Consider the following 18,557-nt stretch of genomic DNA (forward strand, 5'->3'; position numbering starts at 1 on the left):
TCCTGTTGCGATTATCTCCGTGCAGGAAGTGCCCACCCACTTATCGCAAAACAACTTTCACTTAGGGTGTAACGTCAGGTAACTAAGGATCACTTATGCAATCCAACATTCACTTGCGCAGCGGAGCACAACTTATCGCCCAACAGCTTGAAGCTATTGGTGTGCGTTATGTCTTCGGCATTCCGGGGGCCAAAATCGACCGTCTTTTCGACGCGATTGAGGATACCAAAATCCAAATGATCCCAGTCCGTCATGAAGCGAATGGCGCTTTTATGGCGGGTATTATGGGGCGTCTTTCAGGTCGAGCGGGAGTTACCTTAGCCACATCTGGCCCCGGCTGCGGCAACCTTGTAACAGGCGTCGCGACAGCCAATTCTGAAGGCGATCCGATGATCGCTATTGGCGGCGCAGTCAAACGTGACTATCAACAAAAGCAGACCCACCAGAGCATGGATACGGTGAGTATTTTTCGTTCTATCACCAAATACAGCGCCGAAATTCAACATGTCGATGCCACCAGCGAAATCATGGCTAATGCATTTCGTCTCGCCGAATCGGGTCGCCAAGGCGCGTGTTTTATCAGCGTACCGCAAGATGTGCTGGCCGATAAAACCTCAAGCGAAATTATTATCCCCAGTGCTTATCAGCCCACGGCTGAAGCCGACCCAGACAGTTTGCAGGAAGCCGTAGAACGGATTCAAAAAGCGCAGCGCTGCGTCGTATTACTCGGACTGCATGCCAGCCACCAAGCCACTGCTGAAGCGGTCAGCGCTTTTTTACATAAAACCCAGTTACCTGTCGTGGGCACCTACCAAGCCGCTGGCGCAGTAGACATCAACTACTATCACCATTTCGCCGGACGAGTCGGCTTATTCAATAATCAACCCGGAGATGTGCTGCTTAAAGAGGCCGATTTGATCATCACCATCGGTTTTAATCCGATCGAGTACGATCCTGAGCTATGGAATAGCCAGCGCTGTCCTATCGTTCATATCGATATTGAGCCTGCGCAGTATCAAATCCACTACCAGCCATGCCTACAAATTGTCGGTAACATTGCCAGTAATTTGGCGGCACTCTGCCGCCCACTACCCGGTTTTACTCGCCTCTCCCCGACTGCATTAGCGATTTTGGAAGAAGTGACTCAGCAGCGTCACGCCATCAAAGCCTATCCTTTGCGCTATCAAAATGCGGGATTTCATCCGCTAACCTTGATTAAGACCATGCAAGCGATCATCAAACCTGATACCACCCTCTGTCTCGATATGGGGAGTTTCCACATATGGATTGCGCGCTATCTGAGCTGTTTTCGTGCACGGCAGATGCTGGTATCTAACGGACAGCAGACCATGGGCGTTGCCCTACCTTGGGCGATTGCGGCCAGCTTACTCAAACCCGGCCATAAAGTCGTTTCAGTATCCGGTGATGGCGGCTTTATGCAATCAAGCATGGAGCTCGAAACCGCGGTGCGCCTCAAATGTAATATCGTACACATCATTTGGGTCGATAACGCTTACAACATGGTCGAGATGCAGGAAGTGCAGAAATACCATCGCGCTGCTGGTGTAAAATTCGGCCCTATTGATTTTAAAGCCTACGCCGAATCCTTTGGCGCTCGAGGCTACGCCATCACGCAACCCGATCAGTTGCTCCCTACTCTGCGCCAAGCGATGGAAGTCGAGGGCCCCGCCGTCGTCGCGATTCCAGTCGATTACTCGGATAACCCCAAATTGATGCAAGCGCGCACCGAAGCCAATCAAGATCCCGTATTTCAAACCCTAGAAGGAGTTTTCGCATGAGAGGTTTAACCCATAAAGTCGCCTTAGTGACCGGTGCTGCTAACGGTATTGGACTGGCGATTGCCGAACGTTTATATCAAGAAGGCGCAACCTTAGCGCTGGCTGATTGGAATGAAGAGCAGTTAGCCATTGTGATTGAGCAGTTTGATTCTGCGCGAGTTTACGCGCAAAAAGTCGATGTCTCGGATCCCGAACAGGTGCAAGCTTTAGTACGTAAAACGGTCGAGCGTTTCGGGCGTCTAGATATTCTCGTCAACAACGCAGGGATTCATATTCCGGGCACAGTGTTGGAGTGCAGCGTGCAAGATTGGCGACGCATCGCCTCGGTTAATATAGATGGAGTGGTCTACTGCGCAATGCATGCATTACCTGAGCTAATAAAAACGCGCGGCTGCATGGTGAATACGGCGTCCGTGTCCGGCTTAGGCGGTGACTGGGGCGCAGCCTTCTACTGCGCGACTAAAGGTGCAGTAGTCAATTTCACTCGCGCTCTAGCACTGGATCACGGCGCGCAAGGTGTACGCATTAACGCGGTATGTCCAAGTTTGGTGAAAACCAATATGACCAACGGCTGGCCACAAGCGATCCGCGATCAATTCAATGAACGCATCGCTTTAGGCCGAGCCGCAGAACCAAAAGAAATAGCCGCCGTCGTCGCCTTTTTAGCCAGTGATGATGCCTCGTTTGTCCATGGGGTGAATCTTCCCGTTGATGGCGGTGCCACCGCCTCCGACGGGCAACCTAAAATCGTTTAGCCTCATTGGCCTCGTGATGAATAACCCTAGCCAGATCTGAGAGCGCCGAGAGGCGCTCTTTTTATAAATTCAATCTAGAAAACAAACTGATAGCACGTTTGATAGCGATAGACTTCTTCGGGTTGCAGGATGCAGCTCGGTTGCGGCCATTCTGGATGATGAGGGGAATCGGGTAAAAACTGCGTTTCTAAAGCGAGGCCTGCATAATCCTTGTAGTGCGAACCAAGGCGATTAGGTGTTCCCGCTAACCAGTTACCGGTATAAAGCTGCATAGCAGGTTTATCCGTACTGACGAGCAGTTGCACTTTCTCATCGGCAGACCACACCTTAGCGATAGGCGTGTGCATATCACGCTCTGGCGCAAAGAAATAACTGTGGTCATAGCCTTTCGCACGGATTTGCTGCTTATCTTGAAGCAAATCTTTCCCAACCCTTTTCGGTTGAGTGAAATCAAAAGCGCTACCCAGTACCGATTGCAACTCCCCGAGCGGGATACCCGAGGCATCCGTTGGTAAGAACTGCTTTGCATCAATCCAGAGCTGATGATTGAGGCAATCACTACCTTGCTCAGCGCCATTCAAATTAAAGTAGGCGTGGTTCGTCAGATTCACGGCGGTCGCACGATCGGTGGTGGCTTGGTAGTCGATATTCACCCCACCTTGCTCATCCAGCGCATAAGTCACCGCAACTTGTAAATGACCTGGAAAACCTTGATCGCCCGCGGCAGACAGCAGTTGAAAAGTCACACTTTGTGCTTTTTGTTTCACGATTTGCCAGCGACGACGATCAAACCCTACAACGCCACCGTGTAACGTATTGCCAGCTTGATTAACTGACAAAGCATATGTTTGTGTCCCTATCTTGAGTTCGCCACGCGCAATCCGATTGGCATAACGTCCCACTGTTGCGCCTAAATAACTGCCTTGGCGCACAAAATCATCCATGCTACTTACGCCAAGTAGCACTTCTCTTGATTCATCGCCCATCGGTAGAGTGCAACTGAGCCAAGTGGCACCGATATCCATCACTACCACACGCATACCGCGGCGGTTAGTGAGCTCAATAAGCTTGGCAGGCTGACCATCATAGGCGGCCTGTGCTGTCATGCTGGTGAATAACGCGTTCATCTCTAACCTTATGCAAGCTCAACCAATCCCGCGCCCGAAGTTGCATGGCAGACATAGATCGATGCCTTCAGCCCTGTCGCAGCTTCATAGTGTTCAACCACCGCTTGCTGCACCGCTTCTACTTGCGTCGGATGTATAAGGGCAACCACACAACCACCAAAACCGCCGCCGGTCATTCGCACACCGCCTTGATCGCCAATCACAGATTGAACAATCTCGACCAGCGTATCTATCTCCTTGACGGTGATTTCAAAATCATCACGCATCGAAGCGTGAGAAGCGGCCATTAACTCGCCTAAGCGCGTCATGTTTCCTTCACGCAGTGCCTGAGCGGCATGCAAAGTGCGTTCATTTTCCGTGATAACATGGCGCGCACGTTTGGCCACCACAGGATCAAGTTCGGCCTGCTTTGCAGTCAATTGCGCCAAAGTGACATCGCGTAACGCTTTCACACCAAAAGTTTTGGCTGCGGCTTCGCATTGCTGACGACGGGTATTGTATTCACTCTCTACCAAGCCGCGTTTTTTATTGGAATTGAGGATCACCACTGCCATCTGCTCTGGCATCGCAACGGCCTCGGTTTGCAAGCTACGACAATCGAGCAACATGGCATGGTTCGCTTGCCCCTGCGCCGAGATCATCTGATCCATAATGCCGCAGTTACAACCGACAAACTGGTTCTCCGCTTGCTGGCCATTGAGGGCGATCTCCGCCTGACTGATTTTTAGCTGGTAAAGCTCTTTAAAAGTTTGCCCAATCACGACTTCTAAAGCCGCCGAGGAACTGAGCCCCGCCCCTTGAGGTACGTTACCTGAGACCACAATATCTGCCCCATTAAACTCAAAACCACGTTCAATCAAGCACTTGATTACACCGCGAATATAGTTCGACCACATTTTTTTAGGCTGAAAGGCAATCTCTTCTCGCAGGTCAAATTCGTCCGTGTCATTGTCGTAATCGACGGCGACCAAACGCACTAGAAAGTCTTCCCGTTTGGCTGCAGCCACGACGGTCTGGTAGTTAATCGCGCAAGGCAGCACAAAACCATCGTTGTAGTCGGTGTGCTCGCCGATCAAATTGACCCGCCCCGGAGCTTGCACAAGGTGCGTAGCATCATAGCCAAAGAGTTGTGCAAAGGTTGTAGTCACGTTTTGGATTAATTCAGACATAGGGCTTCTCACTTTAAATGGGGAGAGCGACGCTGTCGTTGGTGCTGCGCCGCTCAAAATATCTGTTATTGATGGTTATGCTGTTCTTTGTAGTGAATATCACTCACCGCGCGTAAACGCTCTGCGGCCTGCTCTGCGGTTAAATCACGTTGGCTTTCTGCCAGCATTTCATAGCCAACCATAAACTTACGAATGGTTGCGCTACGTAGCAGCGGCGGATAAAACAGCGCGTGCAACTGCCAGTGGTTAATGTCGGTACCCGCTTCAAAAAATGGCGCAAAGTGCCAGCCCATCGAATATGGAAAAGCACATTGGAATAAATTGTCGTAGCGGCTAGTCAGTTTTTTGATGGCAAGTGCAAGATCATCACGCTGCTCATCATTGAGCTCACTCATGCGGCGAATGTGAGCTTTGGGCAACAACAGGGTTTCAAACGGCCAAGCCGCCCAATAGGGCACCACCGCTAACCAATATTCGGTTTCCACCACGGTTCGAGCGCCATCTTTTAGCTCGGCTTGTACGTAATCCACCAGCAAATTGCGGCCATATTGTTGGTAATAAGCCTTGAGGTGCTGCTCTTTGCGTTCTATTTCGTTGGGTAAAAAACTGTTCGCCCAGATCTGCCCATGGGGATGCGGCTGAGAGCAGCCCATAGTTTCACCTTTGTTCTCAAAAGCTTGCACCCAAATATACTCTCTACCGAGCTCTTCGATTTGTTCGTTCCATGTCTCTATCACGCCACGAATCTTATGCACGGGTAACTCTGGCAGCGTTTTGCTGTGATCAGGAGAAAAACAGATCACCCGACTTAAACCACGTACCCCTTGCGTTTTGAACAGCGGATTATCGGACTCTGGCGCTGCTGGAGAATCCGTCATCAGCGCAGCAAAATCGTTATTGAACACATAAGTGCCGCTATAGTTGGGGTTTACATCCCCAGAAATGCGAGTATTGCTCGGGCACAAAAAACATTGCGCATCATAGTGGGGAAGCTCAGTGAGCGCCGGTTTCTCATCGGCCCCACTCCATGGACGCTTTGCTCTGTGAGGTGAAACGAGGATCCACTGCCCCGTCAATGGGTTATATCGACGGTGTGGATGATCGACAGGATTAAACTTAAGCTCAGACATGAAAACTCTCTCACGCCCTCCACTGCAACAATCGAGTGAAAAGACAGTTAGCAAAGATCAAACAGTAGGCTTACGACGCACAGTCCAGCCTTTTACCAAGCATAGCAATCCTACTATCGAACATTCTGTGAAGTAAATCGCACAGTGTAAACGCTTTCACAAGTTATCACTAAGGCAGCCAAAGTCATCTGCTCTAAATGCCGCATATTGTGAAGTCTGATAAAAAGGTAATGAATGACAAAGCAATAGCAGAAAAGGAACACCCAATCAACGGGAATGGTTGACGATCAGTGACAGCGCATTGCGCGTGCTACTCCGCCAAATTGAGGGAGAGATGTCATGCTCTCATTAAGCATTAAAGTTAAACGTTTACACAGAGCGTACAGAGCGAGTTAATCTGGTTACTGCACCTGCAACTCCAAATCGTTTAGGTATAGTGACATTTAAGAGTCAAAGGCGTAATCATCCAACTGAATTTTCGGAGCGCGCAACGCATTCAATGCCCCGAGCAACGCAAGCAGCGCCGCAACCGCAAAGCCAATTTGAAAAGCATGCAAAATCTCACTGTGTGGCAATGCGGCAATCGCCTGCAAACCACTGTTTGGCGATAATCCGGGGAGTAAGGAGTAAATCAATGTACCAAAGAAAGCGGTGCCGACCGATGCTCCTAACGAGCGGCTCAACGAAGCCATCGCAGTGATCCGCCCTAAATTAGCTTTACCTGCCAATGTTTGAACTAAAACTTGGGTTGAGGGCATTACAGTGCCTAAGCCTAAACCACATAAGGCTGCAATCGCACTCACCACGGGGGCAGAGAGCGAAAACATCGCCAACGCAGCAAAGGCGCAGCTACTTAAACTCATACCAAACACAGGCAAGAATTTTGGCACTCCCGTTTTTGCAATCACTTTGCCGGTCGTATAGGCGCCACCAATAATGCCGCACGACAGGGGGATAAGCAGTAGCCCCGATTGTGCTGCGTTAACTCGTAAGCCAAGCTGTAAAAAAATCGGTAAAAAGAAGATCAGTGCAAACAAACAGGCCGCGAAAATGAACGTGGAAAGCAACGGAATATGTATTTCACGACGCGCCAATAAACGGAGTGGCAAAAAGGACGCCGTGACTCGCTTTTGCTGAGCGATAAACAACAAGCTTGTTAAAACAAATGCACTGACTAGGCTGATGCTGGTGACCGAGAACCACGGAAAATAGTGCCCGCCAGCCGAAAGCCAATAGATGATGAGAGTCATCATGCTGGGAAACAGGATAAGCCCAGCCACATCAATTGAAGCCTCAGACTTACGTGAACTTTGCACAAATTGAAATCGTGCCAGTCGATACAAAGCGATGCCCACAAGCGGCAGGTTAAACCAAAACAGCCATTGCCAAGAAAGGTAGGTTACCAATACACCACCTAACACAGGCCCACCAATACTGGCCACCGCAAACAGTGAGGAAAAATAGCCCTGAAATCGAGCACGCTCGCGGGGCGGTACTAATTCTCCGATCAAGGCTTGCGATAAGCTCATCAAGCCGCCGCTACCCAACCCTTGAACAATGCGCCCAGCCACCAACCACGGCATATTCATTGCAAAAGCACAAATGACTGAACCTAAGGCAAAAATACTCAGCGCAATCATTAACATCGGTTTACGTCCATACTGATCCCCTAACCAGCCGTAAACCGGAACACTGGCTGCACTTGCCAGCATGTAACCAATCGCAATCCACGAAGAAAGTTGCAAGTTGCCGAGATCGCGCACAATCGCAGGCGTCGCGGTAGCCAGCAAGGTTTGATCAACGGCCGCCAAAAACATTGGCAAAAAAACCGTAAAAAAGATGCCCAAAAAGGTTTTTCTATCTACAGGCTGCGACATACCTTCCTCATCGATAACTCACTAGAACACGACAACATCCACTTAAGATATTCATAAAATCAGCATGATGTGGACATCTCGCGGTCAAGCTTACTCCTTAAATTTCGTCAACTGAATCAAAAAAGCCGATAAAAATTAAACCTATGATTTGACAGTGAGGAGTCAACTTACCCATGATTCAAAGACTAGCCTAGACCACCAAGGAACCGTCATGCTGAGCAACAGATACTTAAAACGTTATGTGCGCTGCTGCTTGCTCATCATAGGATTATGTCCCGCGCTGCTGTATGCACAATCCTCCCCCAACGCAGAGGATAAACTCGTGCGTATTGCATCCGGCGAATGGCCACCTTTTATCGGCAGTGATTTACCTAACTATGGTTTTGTTGGTGAAATCATCACCCAAGCTTTTACCAAGCAAGGTTATCAGGTGGAATTTCAGTTTTTACCATGGGCAAGAGCTTATGCTGAAACCCAACGCGGTTTGTACGATGCCACTGCGATCTGGATGCACAGCGCGGAGCGTGAAGTCGATTTTTTCTATAGCTTGCCAGTGAGCCAAGAAGAGTTTGTTTTCTTTTATCCCGTTAAAAAGCCCTTTGATTGGAAAACCTTAAGCGATTTAGCCCCTTATAAGTTAGGCGGCGTATTGGCCTACAGCTATGGTAAAGAGTTGGATGCCCTACTCGACTCTGGCGTACTGACGATGGAACGCAATGGCTTAGCGGCAAAAAATCTCGAAAAACTCGCTAAAGGCCGAGTCGATCTGGTGCCAGAGGAAAAACATATTGGCTACTACCTCATCAACCAACAAATTCCACATTTACAAGATTTGATCACCCACCACCCGACACCTTTTCTCACTAACAGTAATTACCTGCTGTTTCCCAAACAGGGGGCCCGCAGCCAAAAGCTATTAGATGCGTTTAATCATTACCTCGCTCAGACACAAAAGAAGAAAAAATAGTAGCGATAGACTTGGAATATCAGGTAGGAGGCATGTGAACTCATACCCATGAACATAGGTAGACCAACAGTCGGCGTTGCCAATAGCACAGCAGTCGCAAATAATTTTAGTTAGGAAAAGCACAAAGCCCGCGTTAAGCGGGCTTTGTGTGGTGTTCGTATTGAACAAATTCTGGTGCGTCTAAGTGGACTCGAACCACCGACCCCCACCATGTCAAGGTGGTGCTCTAACCAACTGAGCTATAGACGCATACTTTTTTTAAGTTTCTCATGGTGCGTCCGAGTGGACTCGAACCACCGACCCCCACCATGTCAAGGTGGTGCTCTAACCAACTGAGCTACGGACGCATCGCTTGAGAACGAGGTGGATATTAGCGACAGTTTTTCTGACGTGCAAGCCCAATTTCTTTGTTTTTGAATCGTTTGGCTTTTCTGTCATCATTTTGATGTTTTTTTGTGCTTTTAGTGTTCTTTTACGGCCTTAGTTTACTAAGCCGCAAATAGTTTGCAGAATTAGAGCGCCGTCTACTTTTGTGACATGCATTCAAGATCAATATTGATCAAGATATTCAACTCTGTACTATAAACGCTTACGTTTAGCCCCGGAGAGGGTGAGTGCATGGATGCTAGGTTATTTGACAATACACAAACGCTGCGAGCTTCAGTGCTATGTGGCCTAAGCTTTTTTTGGGCTTTGATCGCTTTCTTGATGGCGCTGATTAATTTTTGGTCAACACAGTTAGTCGAACTCGCGTTACTTGAGCTCGTTTGCGCTTTCTACTCCCTTTACATTTATTCGCTAGCCAAACGCCGCATTCACACGGAGCAGCACGTTTACTTTTATCTGTTTGTCTTAACTGGCACAACGCTTTTCGCGACCTATATGAAGCCATTAATGATGGGGGTTTATATTTGGAGCTGCTTCGTTCCCATCCTGTTTTACATTTTTACCTCTGCTCGCTTTGCCTTTGTTACCTCTTGCCTGTTTTTGATCATACAAAGCAACATTATTTACTGGCAGCTACAGCAAACTGGTGCGGCTATCTCTTGGTCGGTACTCCTACACTTTTGTTTTGCTTACATTGGAATTTGGGTGGTTGCTCATGTTTACGAAGATAACCGACGTAAAATTGAAAACTCCCTACTCTATCTTGCTTCACGTGATCCTTTAACCGGCGCGCACAACCGTTTGTCTCTCACCACATCGTTCCAACATTTTGAACGGTTTAGTGATCAAACCTCACTCTGTTTGCTCGTCATTGATTTGGATTTTTTCAAATCGATTAATGACCAGTTCGGCCATGACACCGGAGATAAAGTGCTGATTGAAACTACTCGCCTTTTTGCTCAAGTTGTCGGTGACAACAATTTATATCGAATTGGTGGTGAAGAGTTTTGCGTTACTTTATTTGATCAATCACTTGAGCAAGCTGGGCGTGTTTGCGAGCGCTTGAGAGCGATTGTCAGCCAGCACTTGTTTGCGTTTGGAGAAAAACGAGTGCAAGTGACGATCAGTATTGGTGTATGTGAGTATCAGGCAGGAGATCAACTGAACGATCTCCTGAAATTTGCCGATATGGAATTGTACCGAGCCAAAAAGGCGGGAAGAAATCAGGTTCGTTTATTCCAACACGCCTCAACTAACGCCGCAGTCAATCAACAAACCGAGAATGTGTGAGTTTAGTTGCCATTGGTATTGCTGGCATTGTCCTCTTCTTCAAATTCATAAACCACGTTGTAATTTTCAGTGTAAGAACAGTGTGGTTGGCGGCTACAGGTAAAGAATCGTCTTCCACGGTATTCCCCTTGTGTGGCCACTTTAATCACCATAGGACTGCCGCAGCGTTTACAAAAACGCACTTCTTGCTCGGTTTGAATTAAATCGATATGCGCGGCCAGTAAACGTCTTAATTTGCCGACTTGGTAACTCATGCGAATATTGGAGCCAATCAACGGGATATTGGCCGATTTACAAACGTGCAGCAGCAACTTTTCTCGTTCTACTTTGCCCTTTTGCAGCTCTTTCCCATCATCCAATTCGAGCACGACTCTGGGTTCAAGCGTTCTTGCATCGCACACCACAAAGTCAAAGTAGCTTTTTGAGATCTTGTTATAAGCAATAAACCAGTGCTTTTTGTTCGCGACTTTACTTGGAGTGATCACATTAGCCATATTCACTTTCGCTAAAACCACACCATGATCGCCAACCGCGCTAACCAGCGCGTTATAAAAAGCACTTTCCTTCATATCCAACAAGGGGCCTTTCTTTTTATAGGCATAGTCCTTGGTGTCATCGTGACGAATGACATATTTTTGGATCACGAAAAAGAACAGAACTAGCAGTATGACGACAACAAAAATTTCAAACATAAAGTATTTGAGCCAAAGAGAGGGATTACCTTTTCATTGATAACTGATGTTGTGCTGAAAAACCAGTTTCTATTGTTGATTTTGTGCGGAAAATAAAGTGGTTATGGAAACAGGGATTACTTGCCTTCGAAGGGTATCTGTAATTCAATCACCCGTCTTTGATCAAGCCTCAATAAAGAGAGGGATTCCCCCCAATACTTCTCAGCCAATTCGCTCATTAAGCCGGATTCTTGCGCCGCCTTAAGTGCTTGGCTTAATAATGCCTTATGTTGAGCAGCTTGAGGACTCAAATAAAATTTAAAATCTCGCTGATATTGAAATAACAGATGCTGTTCTATGGCTAAGTGTGGATTGATAATGGATTCTGGGTAGATTTCAGTCACACCACGCGGGAAGTAGTTAACCACACCCGTGACAGAAAGCTTCTTGTACAGCTCTCGCCACTCTCCGTTTTGAATATAGAAAGGCAAATGGTTAGAGCGCCAAACCGCAATATCTAACCATCCCTCACCTAGCCCAGCCACCAGTCGTGTTTGACGAAACTCATTCACGTTACTGATTTTCGCTAGTCGGCTCTGTAAGCTAGGTGGAATGAGTAAAATACGTTGTCCAATCAAACCATTAGTTAACGGTACATCGATATAGGCAAACTTTTTATTGCGCTCCGGCGTTTCCAATAACCAAGTGAGTGACAGTTGATTGTTTTCAACCATTTTCACCACCCGTTTTTGCGGTACGTGGGAGTATGGCATTTCAATAGTTAAAGAGACGCCTTGAGCCGCTAAAGCTCGGGTAAGTAACTCATGGTAATAAGCATGCCCATTATCGTTTTGTGCCGCTAAAACCAAGGTAATGGATTGATGGTTAGCAAAAGCACTTGTCGAGAACCATAGGAGAATGAACAACCAAGTTATGCGCATATTGCCTCCACAGTTACTTCATTTTCTATCCTTCATCACTCAGCAAGATACCGACCATGCTTTACTGCAGAACTCTTGGGTGATAGCGCTGTTATCACTCCCATAAGAAAAGCGGAGCAATGCTCCACTCATCCTCAAAGATTGAGAGTATATTTATCCATCATCGCAACCATTTTACCGATTTCAGGCTTAGTCAACGTATCATTGGCACCAAGAGCAAGCGCTTTGGATCGGTTATCGTCACTCATCAGTGATGAGAACATGACTATTGGCATAGTGGCGTATGAGTCATCCTCACGTAAACGTTTAATCAGATGCATACCATCCATTCTTGGCATTTCCACGTCCGTGACGACGGCATCGACCAGTTCACTAACAGGAATATTCTCCTCTTTTGCCGATTGCTTAAGCTCCATCAGCTTTTCATGGGCCTCGCCACCATCTTTACAAGCGATAATGTTGTAACCCGCTGAACTCAATGTGTCTTGGATTAAGCTTCGGATAAAGGCAGAGTCATCAACGACCATAATGGTTTTCGCATTACGCTTGGTCACCATACGCTGGTTGAGATCGACTTTTCTATCCACCGTCACATCGTATTTTTCCATACTCAGTTCAGGGTTGATATCAGAAATGATCTTCTCAAAATCCAGGATCATGATGAGCTTTTTGTCTTGTCGAACGACCGCAACCACACAATCTTGCTCACCCGCTTCGAGGAACTGGCTAGGTGATTCCACATCGTTCCACGAAATACGATGAATACGGCTGATACTGTCGATCAAAAAACCATTCGTCATACGGTTGAAGTCGGTGACTATCACGTATTTCTTACTGATATCCGTTGAAGTGGGCACACCGAGCCATCCAGCTAAATCCACCAATGGGGTTAAAATTTCCCGTGAGGAAAATACCCCTATCATGTGTGGTTGGGCATTCGGATAGTCTGTCGTCTCTGGAACCCGGATAACTTCACGAACCTTTGCCACGTTAATGCCGTAATAACAGGTTTTGGTTCGCCCGTCGGGAAGCACTTTTTCAAGATGAAACTCAATGATTTCTAGCTCGTTAGTGCCGCTTTCAGTCAAAATAGTACTGCTTGGGTTGCTCATAATCGTCACATCTTCTCGGGATGGTTATCAATATTTGTCCAGTATTGCCTGATAACGATTTACTCCATTCGCATTGACACTGTTTTTAATCAGCTCAATGCCTTTTTGTAAATCGTTCAATACTGACTTATCTATGTTTTTGTTAAATGCGTAATACAGTGAACCTTGCATTAAAACGTATACCGTTTCAAATTCTTCAACAGGATAGCTGTCTTGGCTCAACCACCAAAGTGCGGTTCTTTCATCATAAGCAAGCAGATCGATGCGTTTTTTTAGCAGTTGTTCTGCCAAGCTGCTGACGGTGGAACCTTCTACCATGGACTCCCGTGGCACACCGAGTTGCAATAATTGCTGTTCACCAATGTCATCACGGATCACGCCAATTCGGTAATTCCCCAACTCGATGGGGTCATTCACTTTGATCTGACTCGACTTGCGTGCCAGCACGACCACTTTGATATCGGCAATAGGGCCGACCCAATTAAATAAATTTTCACGATGTGTTGTACGCGTCGTAGAAAAAAGCACTCCATCTTGATTTAACAACGCTGACCGATAAGAACGTGGCCAAGGTTGTACTAAAATTTGCTCTGAGTCCAAAACGACGTTCACCGCTGCCGCTGCTTCTTGGAGTAAATCAACCGCAATCCCTGCAGGTTTGCCATCTTGGGCAAAATTCAGTGGTGGATAGTTTTCTGTGTAATACGTTAACGATTCCAACCCCTGAGCTTGAACCTTCACACTAGGACTAAAGCTCAGAACAACACCCAGTACTGTTGTCAAACAAAAACGCCATTGCATCTGTCGACCTCATCACATTCGTGTAATCTGTTTAAACTTTAGATGCAGTTATCCAATCCGTCTAATCAGGATGTGTGACGAAGTAATTTACGGTACGTTCGCTCTGGTCGCCCCACCGTACCATAACTGAGATCGGCCTCCAACTCTCCAGCAGTGATAAGATACTCAAGATAGCGTCGGGCTGTTGTGCGGCTAGCCCCAATTTTTTCACCTGCTTCGTCCGCCGTCAGCATGGTAGCACTTTGAAATAGCAACCGAATCTTATCTAATGTCACGGCGTCGATGCCTTTCGGTAAACGTTGCGGTAAAGCCTCTGATGAGTGTGTGGTGAACATTTTGTCGACTTTTTGCTGATCAAAATCCGCCAACTGTTTTAGCTCAGCTTGCCGCATTTGGTATTTTTTTAATGCAGTTTCCAACCGTGGGAACATCACAGGCTTGAGCAGATAATCTACTACACCACCACGCATCGCTTGTTGCAGTGTCTCTACCTCGCGCGCCGCCGTAATTAAAATCACATCGCAATGAACATTACGTCCACGAATCCATTGCAACAGATCAAGACCAGTCCCATCCGGTAAGTAAACATCCAACAACACCAAATCGGGGTTAAGCACTTCCATCTGTAAACGCGCATCCGCTTGGGACGTCGCGATCCCGACTACCTCAAAGCCTTCTAACTGACTCAAATAGCGATGATGAAGCTGCGCAATTGCAGCATCATCTTCAATGATCAGAAGTCGGGTTTTCATTACAACTCATCCTTGGGTAAATACACTGTCATTCGGGTACCTTGTGTTTTGCTGTGCATGTTTAGTTGTCCTTGATATCGATCGGCAAGCTGTTTGACTAAAAACAGCCCCACCCCTCGGTTTTGCACGGCCTTGCTCGACACCCCTTTTTCCGTTAGCTGCCAATGTTCCAGCTCTTTGGGTAAACCGCAACCTTGATCATCCACTTCCAAAATGATTTCGTTACCAAAATCACTGATCGAGACCTCAATCACTCTGCGTTCAGGTGGAACCAGCGACAGCGTGCGTATCGCGGTTAACGTCGCTTCAAACGCGTTGTCTATAAGGTTACCGAGAATGGTCACCACATCTTCCGCTTTAATATGAATAGGCAGCGTTTCTAAGCGCGCCCCTTCTTCCACCATGAGTTCCAAGCCCAGTTCACGAGCGCGCTCTGTTTTGCCAAGCAGCATGCCTGCAATCAAAGGGTCTTTGATCGTTTCACGTAAAAACTCAATCAACACTTGATAGTGTGCGGTTTCTTGGCCAATCAGCTGCTGAACGGCATCTAACTCCCCCATTTGCAACAACCCACTGATAGTATTCAATTTATTTCTATGTTCATGGGTCTGAGAACGCAGCATCTCTGCGTACTCACGGGTTTGAGCCAACTGCTCAGTGAGTTCATTAATTTCATCACGAAGACGGAAACTCGAAACCGCCCCGACGATTTTTCCCTCGACCACGATCGGACTGCGATTAGCAATAATCCAATGTTTATTCAAGTAGAGTTCAATATCGTGATCAGTTCTTCCGGTCACCAAAACCGTATAGAGGTCGCTTTCTGGCAGAATGGTGGTCAAGCGTCGATTGAGAGCTTGTTCGCGGCGTAACCCCAAGATTTCACAAGCACTTTTATTGATTGAACGTAAAATCCCTTTGTCATCAATGCTGATGATCCCTTCTTTGAGGGTGCTCATGGTGACATCCAGCTCCACGTACAAACGGGCAATTTCTTCCGGTTCAAACCCCAAAATTGCGCGCTGAAAACGTCGTGAGGCATAGCTCGAAACTAATGCATTGGCGCCAACCACCAGTAACGCTGTCGCTATCAGATAAAATAGAAACGGTTCAACGCGGTCTTGTAGACGTTCAATTAAGTAGCCAACCGAAACAACACCGATGATTTGACCGTGTTGATCTACCACCGCCGCTTTACCACGAACCGATTTACCTAACGAGCCTTGAGCGAAAGAGACATAGGCTTTACCTTCCACTAAAGCTCTCTCGTTATCTCCACCCATCATAGGTTTACCGATACTCTCATCTATGGGGTGGACTAATCGAATACCGTGATTATCGCCAATCACAATAAAAGCCGCGCCAATCAGTTGAGTTAATTCACGGTAGCTTTGCTGCTGGTCATCGGAAGCACGGCCGGTCTTGATCATGTTGATAACCGTCGGCGTTTGAGCAAGAAATGCGGCAACGCCTAGTGCTTTCTGACCCACTTCTTGCTCTTGAGAATGTTTGACATACATAAACCCCGCGACAACCAAAAGTAGCAGCTCAATCAGACCCGATAAGGTCATGATGATCAGCATTCTCTTGCGGAAGGTAATACTGCTCCACACCATTGTTCACTCCTTGCTAGCGAGTGAAAGCTAACATCAATTTAACATTGGGGCGAAGCTCGTAATAGATAACTGTGAGGCTGGCACGAGATTCACGTTAGCCATATGCCAGCAAGACAGATCGTAGCATCAAAAAAATAAAACCAATTGCATATCTGTTTTATGGCACAGGTCACAACAAATAGGCACTTTGTTCCGGCAACTTTCTAGGTAAAGCAGTATACTTAATGCGCAGTGAGCATAAACCTAACTGGGATGCAATTCAGGCATAAGACTGAGAATAAAAATTGCGGCCAAGTTCACTCAATAACACGTCAGAAGGAATAGAGACATGAGAAGAGATGCTTTTGGAATTTGCCTATCCAAAGACATGCTTTGTGAGCATTTACACTCGACATTTACTCATGTGAGGGCTTACGAAATCGAGCCAGAAACGCATGATGAGATGCGTGTTTTGTTTGCTTTTCCTCAAATGTCAGGCAAAGACGTACTGACGACCATGCAGGGAACCAAAAAGTTAGTTTGGAGAGCCGATTACTATTGCCCCTCCTACCCTCATTGTTGATCACGTTCCTAAGCTCAAGACACTTTTTTGGGCGTCAAAACCGATTACTCAAACAACTGGCTTGCTCTTGCAAGTCAGTTTTTTATACTGCAGTCCTTAACTCTTTGTTTGACTTCATCATCCAAAAAATAGAGCATTAGCTCTAAATTCATTCTGTCGAGCTCAAAATGAAAGTGAAATCTCTCTCTCTGGCGATCTGCTCTATGTTACTTATGCCGATTGCCCATGCAGCGCCTCTCTCATTTCAAGAAGCTTGGGACTTGCTGCAACAACAAAACAACTCGCTTGCGGCACAAAGAGCCAATGTTGAACGTTACGCTCATTTGAAAGATGCCACACAAAACCTCAATCTACCTTCCGTCAGTGTTGGCGCGAATTTTATTCGTTTAGACCAGGACGTCACACTATCTGGCAAACAAATCCTAGATAGCTCTGGCGGGATAGACCCTAGCCTGATGGCTCACTTACCCGCGGATATTTTACCACTGGTAACCCATTTAGGCGCTGCTAAATCTACCATCACTGAACGCGATATTTTCACTTCCTCGATCCGTGCGATATGGCCAATTTTTACTGGCGGACGAATTACTGCTGCGCAAGATGCCGCCGCGGGTAAAGAAGAGGAAGCGCAAAGCCAGCTCGCGATGGAAATACAAGCACGATATGAAGATTTAGCCAAATATTACTTTAGCGTAGTGTTGGCCAAAGAGGTGCTCGCTACCCGAATCGCGGTTGAAGAGGGGCTCACGCAGCATAGAGATAATGCCCTCAAGCTCGAGCAACAAGGACAAATTGCTCACGTTGAGCGTCTGCAAGCGGATGCGTCACTGGATAAAGCCAAAGTTGAGCGTAAAAAAGCACAAAAAACCTTGGATATTGCGCAAAGTGCGCTAACCCAAATTTTAGGCGCTACAGAAACCGTAGAACCAAGTGGCATGCTATTCATTAATACCAGCTTACCGCCCATGCACGCCTTCATCGAACAAACGCTCAATACCTATCCCGGCTTAAGCCTGCTCGATGCCAAAGAAAAGCAAGCCAGCAGTCTCATTAAAGCTGAGCAAGGGAAATACTACCCAGAAGTCTATCTGTATGGCGATTATAGCTTGCATGAAGATGACTCACTCGCTAGCCAAATGAAACCGGATTGGTTGGTTGGCGTTGGCGTGAATATTCCGCTCATTGAAAACACCGGGCGCAGTGAACAAGTCAAAGCAGCCAATAGCGCCGTGAATCAAGTGCGCTATTTAAAAGCGCAAGCGAAACAAGATCTCAGCGTGCTGGTGGAAAAGACCTATCTCGAAGCAGAACAAGCGTTAGAAGAAGTCACAGGACTCAACTCCAGCCTAAACTTGGCGCAAGAAAATCTACGCTTACGCCAGAAAGCATTTAGCCAAGGTTTATCCACCTCCGTCGATGTGGTGGATGCCGAGCTTTATCTGGCCAGCATTCGCACCCAACAATCGCTAGCGAGCTTTAACTATCTCATTTCACTGAACAAATTATTGGCTCTGTCGAGCGAGATGAGCAGCTTTTCCACTTACCATCAATCCGCAGTTGCTCTCTCTTCACTGCACCAAAGCGCCACGGCTAAGTAAAAG

General features: G+C 47.1%; 16 protein-coding genes, 2 tRNA genes and 1 pseudogene. 7 read left to right on the forward strand and 12 right to left on the reverse strand.

Annotated elements, in window-relative coordinates:
* Nucleotides 1-95 precede the first annotated feature (95 nt).
* Both alsS and budC read left to right on the forward strand, forming a co-directional pair.
* Nucleotides 96-1,799 carry an acetolactate synthase AlsS gene (alsS, locus tag R4537_RS12395; RefSeq protein ID WP_001191535.1) on the forward strand — a complete coding sequence of 568 codons (1,704 nt, stop codon included), beginning with the start codon at nucleotides 96-98 and terminating at the stop codon, nucleotides 1,797-1,799.
* Complete coding sequence (gene budC, locus R4537_RS12400; RefSeq protein ID WP_001214790.1) at nucleotides 1,796-2,554, forward strand: meso-2,3-butanediol dehydrogenase; 759 nt, start codon at nucleotides 1,796-1,798, stop codon at nucleotides 2,552-2,554. The genes alsS and budC overlap by 4 nt, the downstream gene beginning before the upstream one ends.
* 74 nt (nucleotides 2,555-2,628) lie before the next feature.
* Here budC and galM read toward each other — a convergent pair whose 3' ends face one another.
* From galM to R4537_RS12420, 4 genes are all read right to left on the reverse strand, one after another.
* The gene (gene galM / locus R4537_RS12405; RefSeq protein ID WP_071178250.1) at nucleotides 2,629-3,681 is read right to left on the reverse strand and encodes a galactose-1-epimerase; all 1,053 of its coding nucleotides are present in this window, start codon (nucleotides 3,679-3,681) and stop codon (nucleotides 2,629-2,631) included.
* Between the two features lie 8 nt (nucleotides 3,682-3,689).
* Nucleotides 3,690-4,850 (reverse strand): galactokinase, encoded by a 1,161-nt coding sequence (gene galK / locus R4537_RS12410; RefSeq protein ID WP_071178251.1) that lies wholly within the window; start codon nucleotides 4,848-4,850, stop codon nucleotides 3,690-3,692.
* A 65-nt stretch (nucleotides 4,851-4,915) separates the two neighbouring features.
* Entirely contained in the window at nucleotides 4,916-5,980 is a 1,065-nt protein-coding gene (locus R4537_RS12415) for a UDP-glucose--hexose-1-phosphate uridylyltransferase (protein ID WP_071178252.1), read from the reverse strand.
* A 443-nt stretch (nucleotides 5,981-6,423) separates the two neighbouring features.
* Nucleotides 6,424-7,857, reverse strand: coding sequence for an MDR family MFS transporter (locus R4537_RS12420; protein ID WP_071178253.1), 1,434 nt, complete (start codon nucleotides 7,855-7,857; stop codon nucleotides 6,424-6,426).
* A 211-nt stretch (nucleotides 7,858-8,068) separates the two neighbouring features.
* On the opposite strand from R4537_RS12420, the gene R4537_RS12425 reads away from it, so the two are divergent.
* Complete coding sequence (locus R4537_RS12425; protein WP_071178254.1) at nucleotides 8,069-8,824, forward strand: substrate-binding periplasmic protein; 756 nt, start codon at nucleotides 8,069-8,071, stop codon at nucleotides 8,822-8,824.
* 172 nt (nucleotides 8,825-8,996) lie between these two features.
* Here the strand turns inward: R4537_RS12425 and R4537_RS12430 are convergent.
* Nucleotides 8,997-9,073 (reverse strand) — tRNA-Val (locus R4537_RS12430).
* A 21-nt stretch (nucleotides 9,074-9,094) separates the two neighbouring features.
* Nucleotides 9,095-9,171 (reverse strand) — tRNA-Val (locus R4537_RS12435).
* A gap of 271 nt (nucleotides 9,172-9,442) precedes the next feature.
* Here R4537_RS12435 and R4537_RS12440 point away from each other — a divergent pair.
* Nucleotides 9,443-10,501 carry a GGDEF domain-containing protein gene (locus tag R4537_RS12440; protein ID WP_071178255.1) on the forward strand — a complete coding sequence of 353 codons (1,059 nt, stop codon included), beginning with the start codon at nucleotides 9,443-9,445 and terminating at the stop codon, nucleotides 10,499-10,501.
* A 2-nt stretch (nucleotides 10,502-10,503) separates the two neighbouring features.
* On the opposite strand, the gene R4537_RS12445 is transcribed toward R4537_RS12440, so the two are convergent.
* Nucleotides 10,504-11,193, reverse strand: coding sequence for a DUF2726 domain-containing protein (locus R4537_RS12445; RefSeq protein ID WP_071178256.1), 690 nt, complete (start codon nucleotides 11,191-11,193; stop codon nucleotides 10,504-10,506).
* On the opposite strand from R4537_RS12445, the pseudogene R4537_RS12450 reads away from it, so the two are divergent.
* Nucleotides 11,168-11,289: pseudogene (locus R4537_RS12450) on the forward strand (glycerol-3-phosphate regulon repressor). The gene R4537_RS12445 and the pseudogene R4537_RS12450 sit on opposite strands and share 26 nt — an antisense overlap.
* Nucleotides 11,290-11,309: 20 nt before the next feature.
* On the opposite strand, the gene R4537_RS12455 reads toward R4537_RS12450, so the two are convergent.
* From R4537_RS12455 to R4537_RS12475, 5 genes are all read right to left on the reverse strand, one after another.
* Nucleotides 11,310-12,113, reverse strand: a complete 804-nt coding sequence (locus R4537_RS12455) for a hypothetical protein (RefSeq protein WP_071178257.1) — start codon at nucleotides 12,111-12,113, stop codon at nucleotides 11,310-11,312.
* Nucleotides 12,114-12,247: 134 nt separating this feature from the next.
* Nucleotides 12,248-13,225 carry a chemotaxis protein gene (locus tag R4537_RS12460; protein WP_000070390.1) on the reverse strand — a complete coding sequence of 326 codons (978 nt, stop codon included), beginning with the start codon at nucleotides 13,223-13,225 and terminating at the stop codon, nucleotides 12,248-12,250.
* Between the two features lie 27 nt (nucleotides 13,226-13,252).
* Nucleotides 13,253-14,026: a substrate-binding periplasmic protein gene (locus R4537_RS12465; RefSeq protein ID WP_071178258.1), complete on the reverse strand. Its 774-nt coding sequence runs from the start codon at nucleotides 14,024-14,026 to the stop codon at nucleotides 13,253-13,255.
* 65 nt (nucleotides 14,027-14,091) lie between these two features.
* Entirely contained in the window at nucleotides 14,092-14,778 is a 687-nt protein-coding gene (locus tag R4537_RS12470) for a response regulator (RefSeq protein WP_071178259.1), read from the reverse strand.
* Nucleotides 14,778-16,394, reverse strand: coding sequence for an ATP-binding protein (locus R4537_RS12475; protein WP_071178260.1), 1,617 nt, complete (start codon nucleotides 16,392-16,394; stop codon nucleotides 14,778-14,780). Before R4537_RS12475 ends, R4537_RS12470 begins: the two co-directional genes overlap by 1 nt.
* Before the next feature lie 328 nt (nucleotides 16,395-16,722).
* Here R4537_RS12475 and R4537_RS12480 point away from each other — a divergent pair, with 328 nt between their 5' ends.
* On the forward strand, nucleotides 16,723-16,956 hold the full coding sequence (locus tag R4537_RS12480) for a hypothetical protein (protein WP_001250487.1): 234 nt from the start codon (nucleotides 16,723-16,725) through the stop codon (nucleotides 16,954-16,956).
* Between the two features lie 167 nt (nucleotides 16,957-17,123).
* The gene (locus R4537_RS12485) at nucleotides 17,124-18,554 is read left to right on the forward strand and encodes a TolC family protein (protein WP_071178261.1); all 1,431 of its coding nucleotides are present in this window, start codon (nucleotides 17,124-17,126) and stop codon (nucleotides 18,552-18,554) included.
* Nucleotides 18,555-18,557: the final 3 nt, after the last annotated feature.

The organism is Vibrio paracholerae (assembly GCF_037672085.1).
Taxonomy (GTDB): domain Bacteria; phylum Pseudomonadota; class Gammaproteobacteria; order Enterobacterales; family Vibrionaceae; genus Vibrio; species Vibrio cholerae.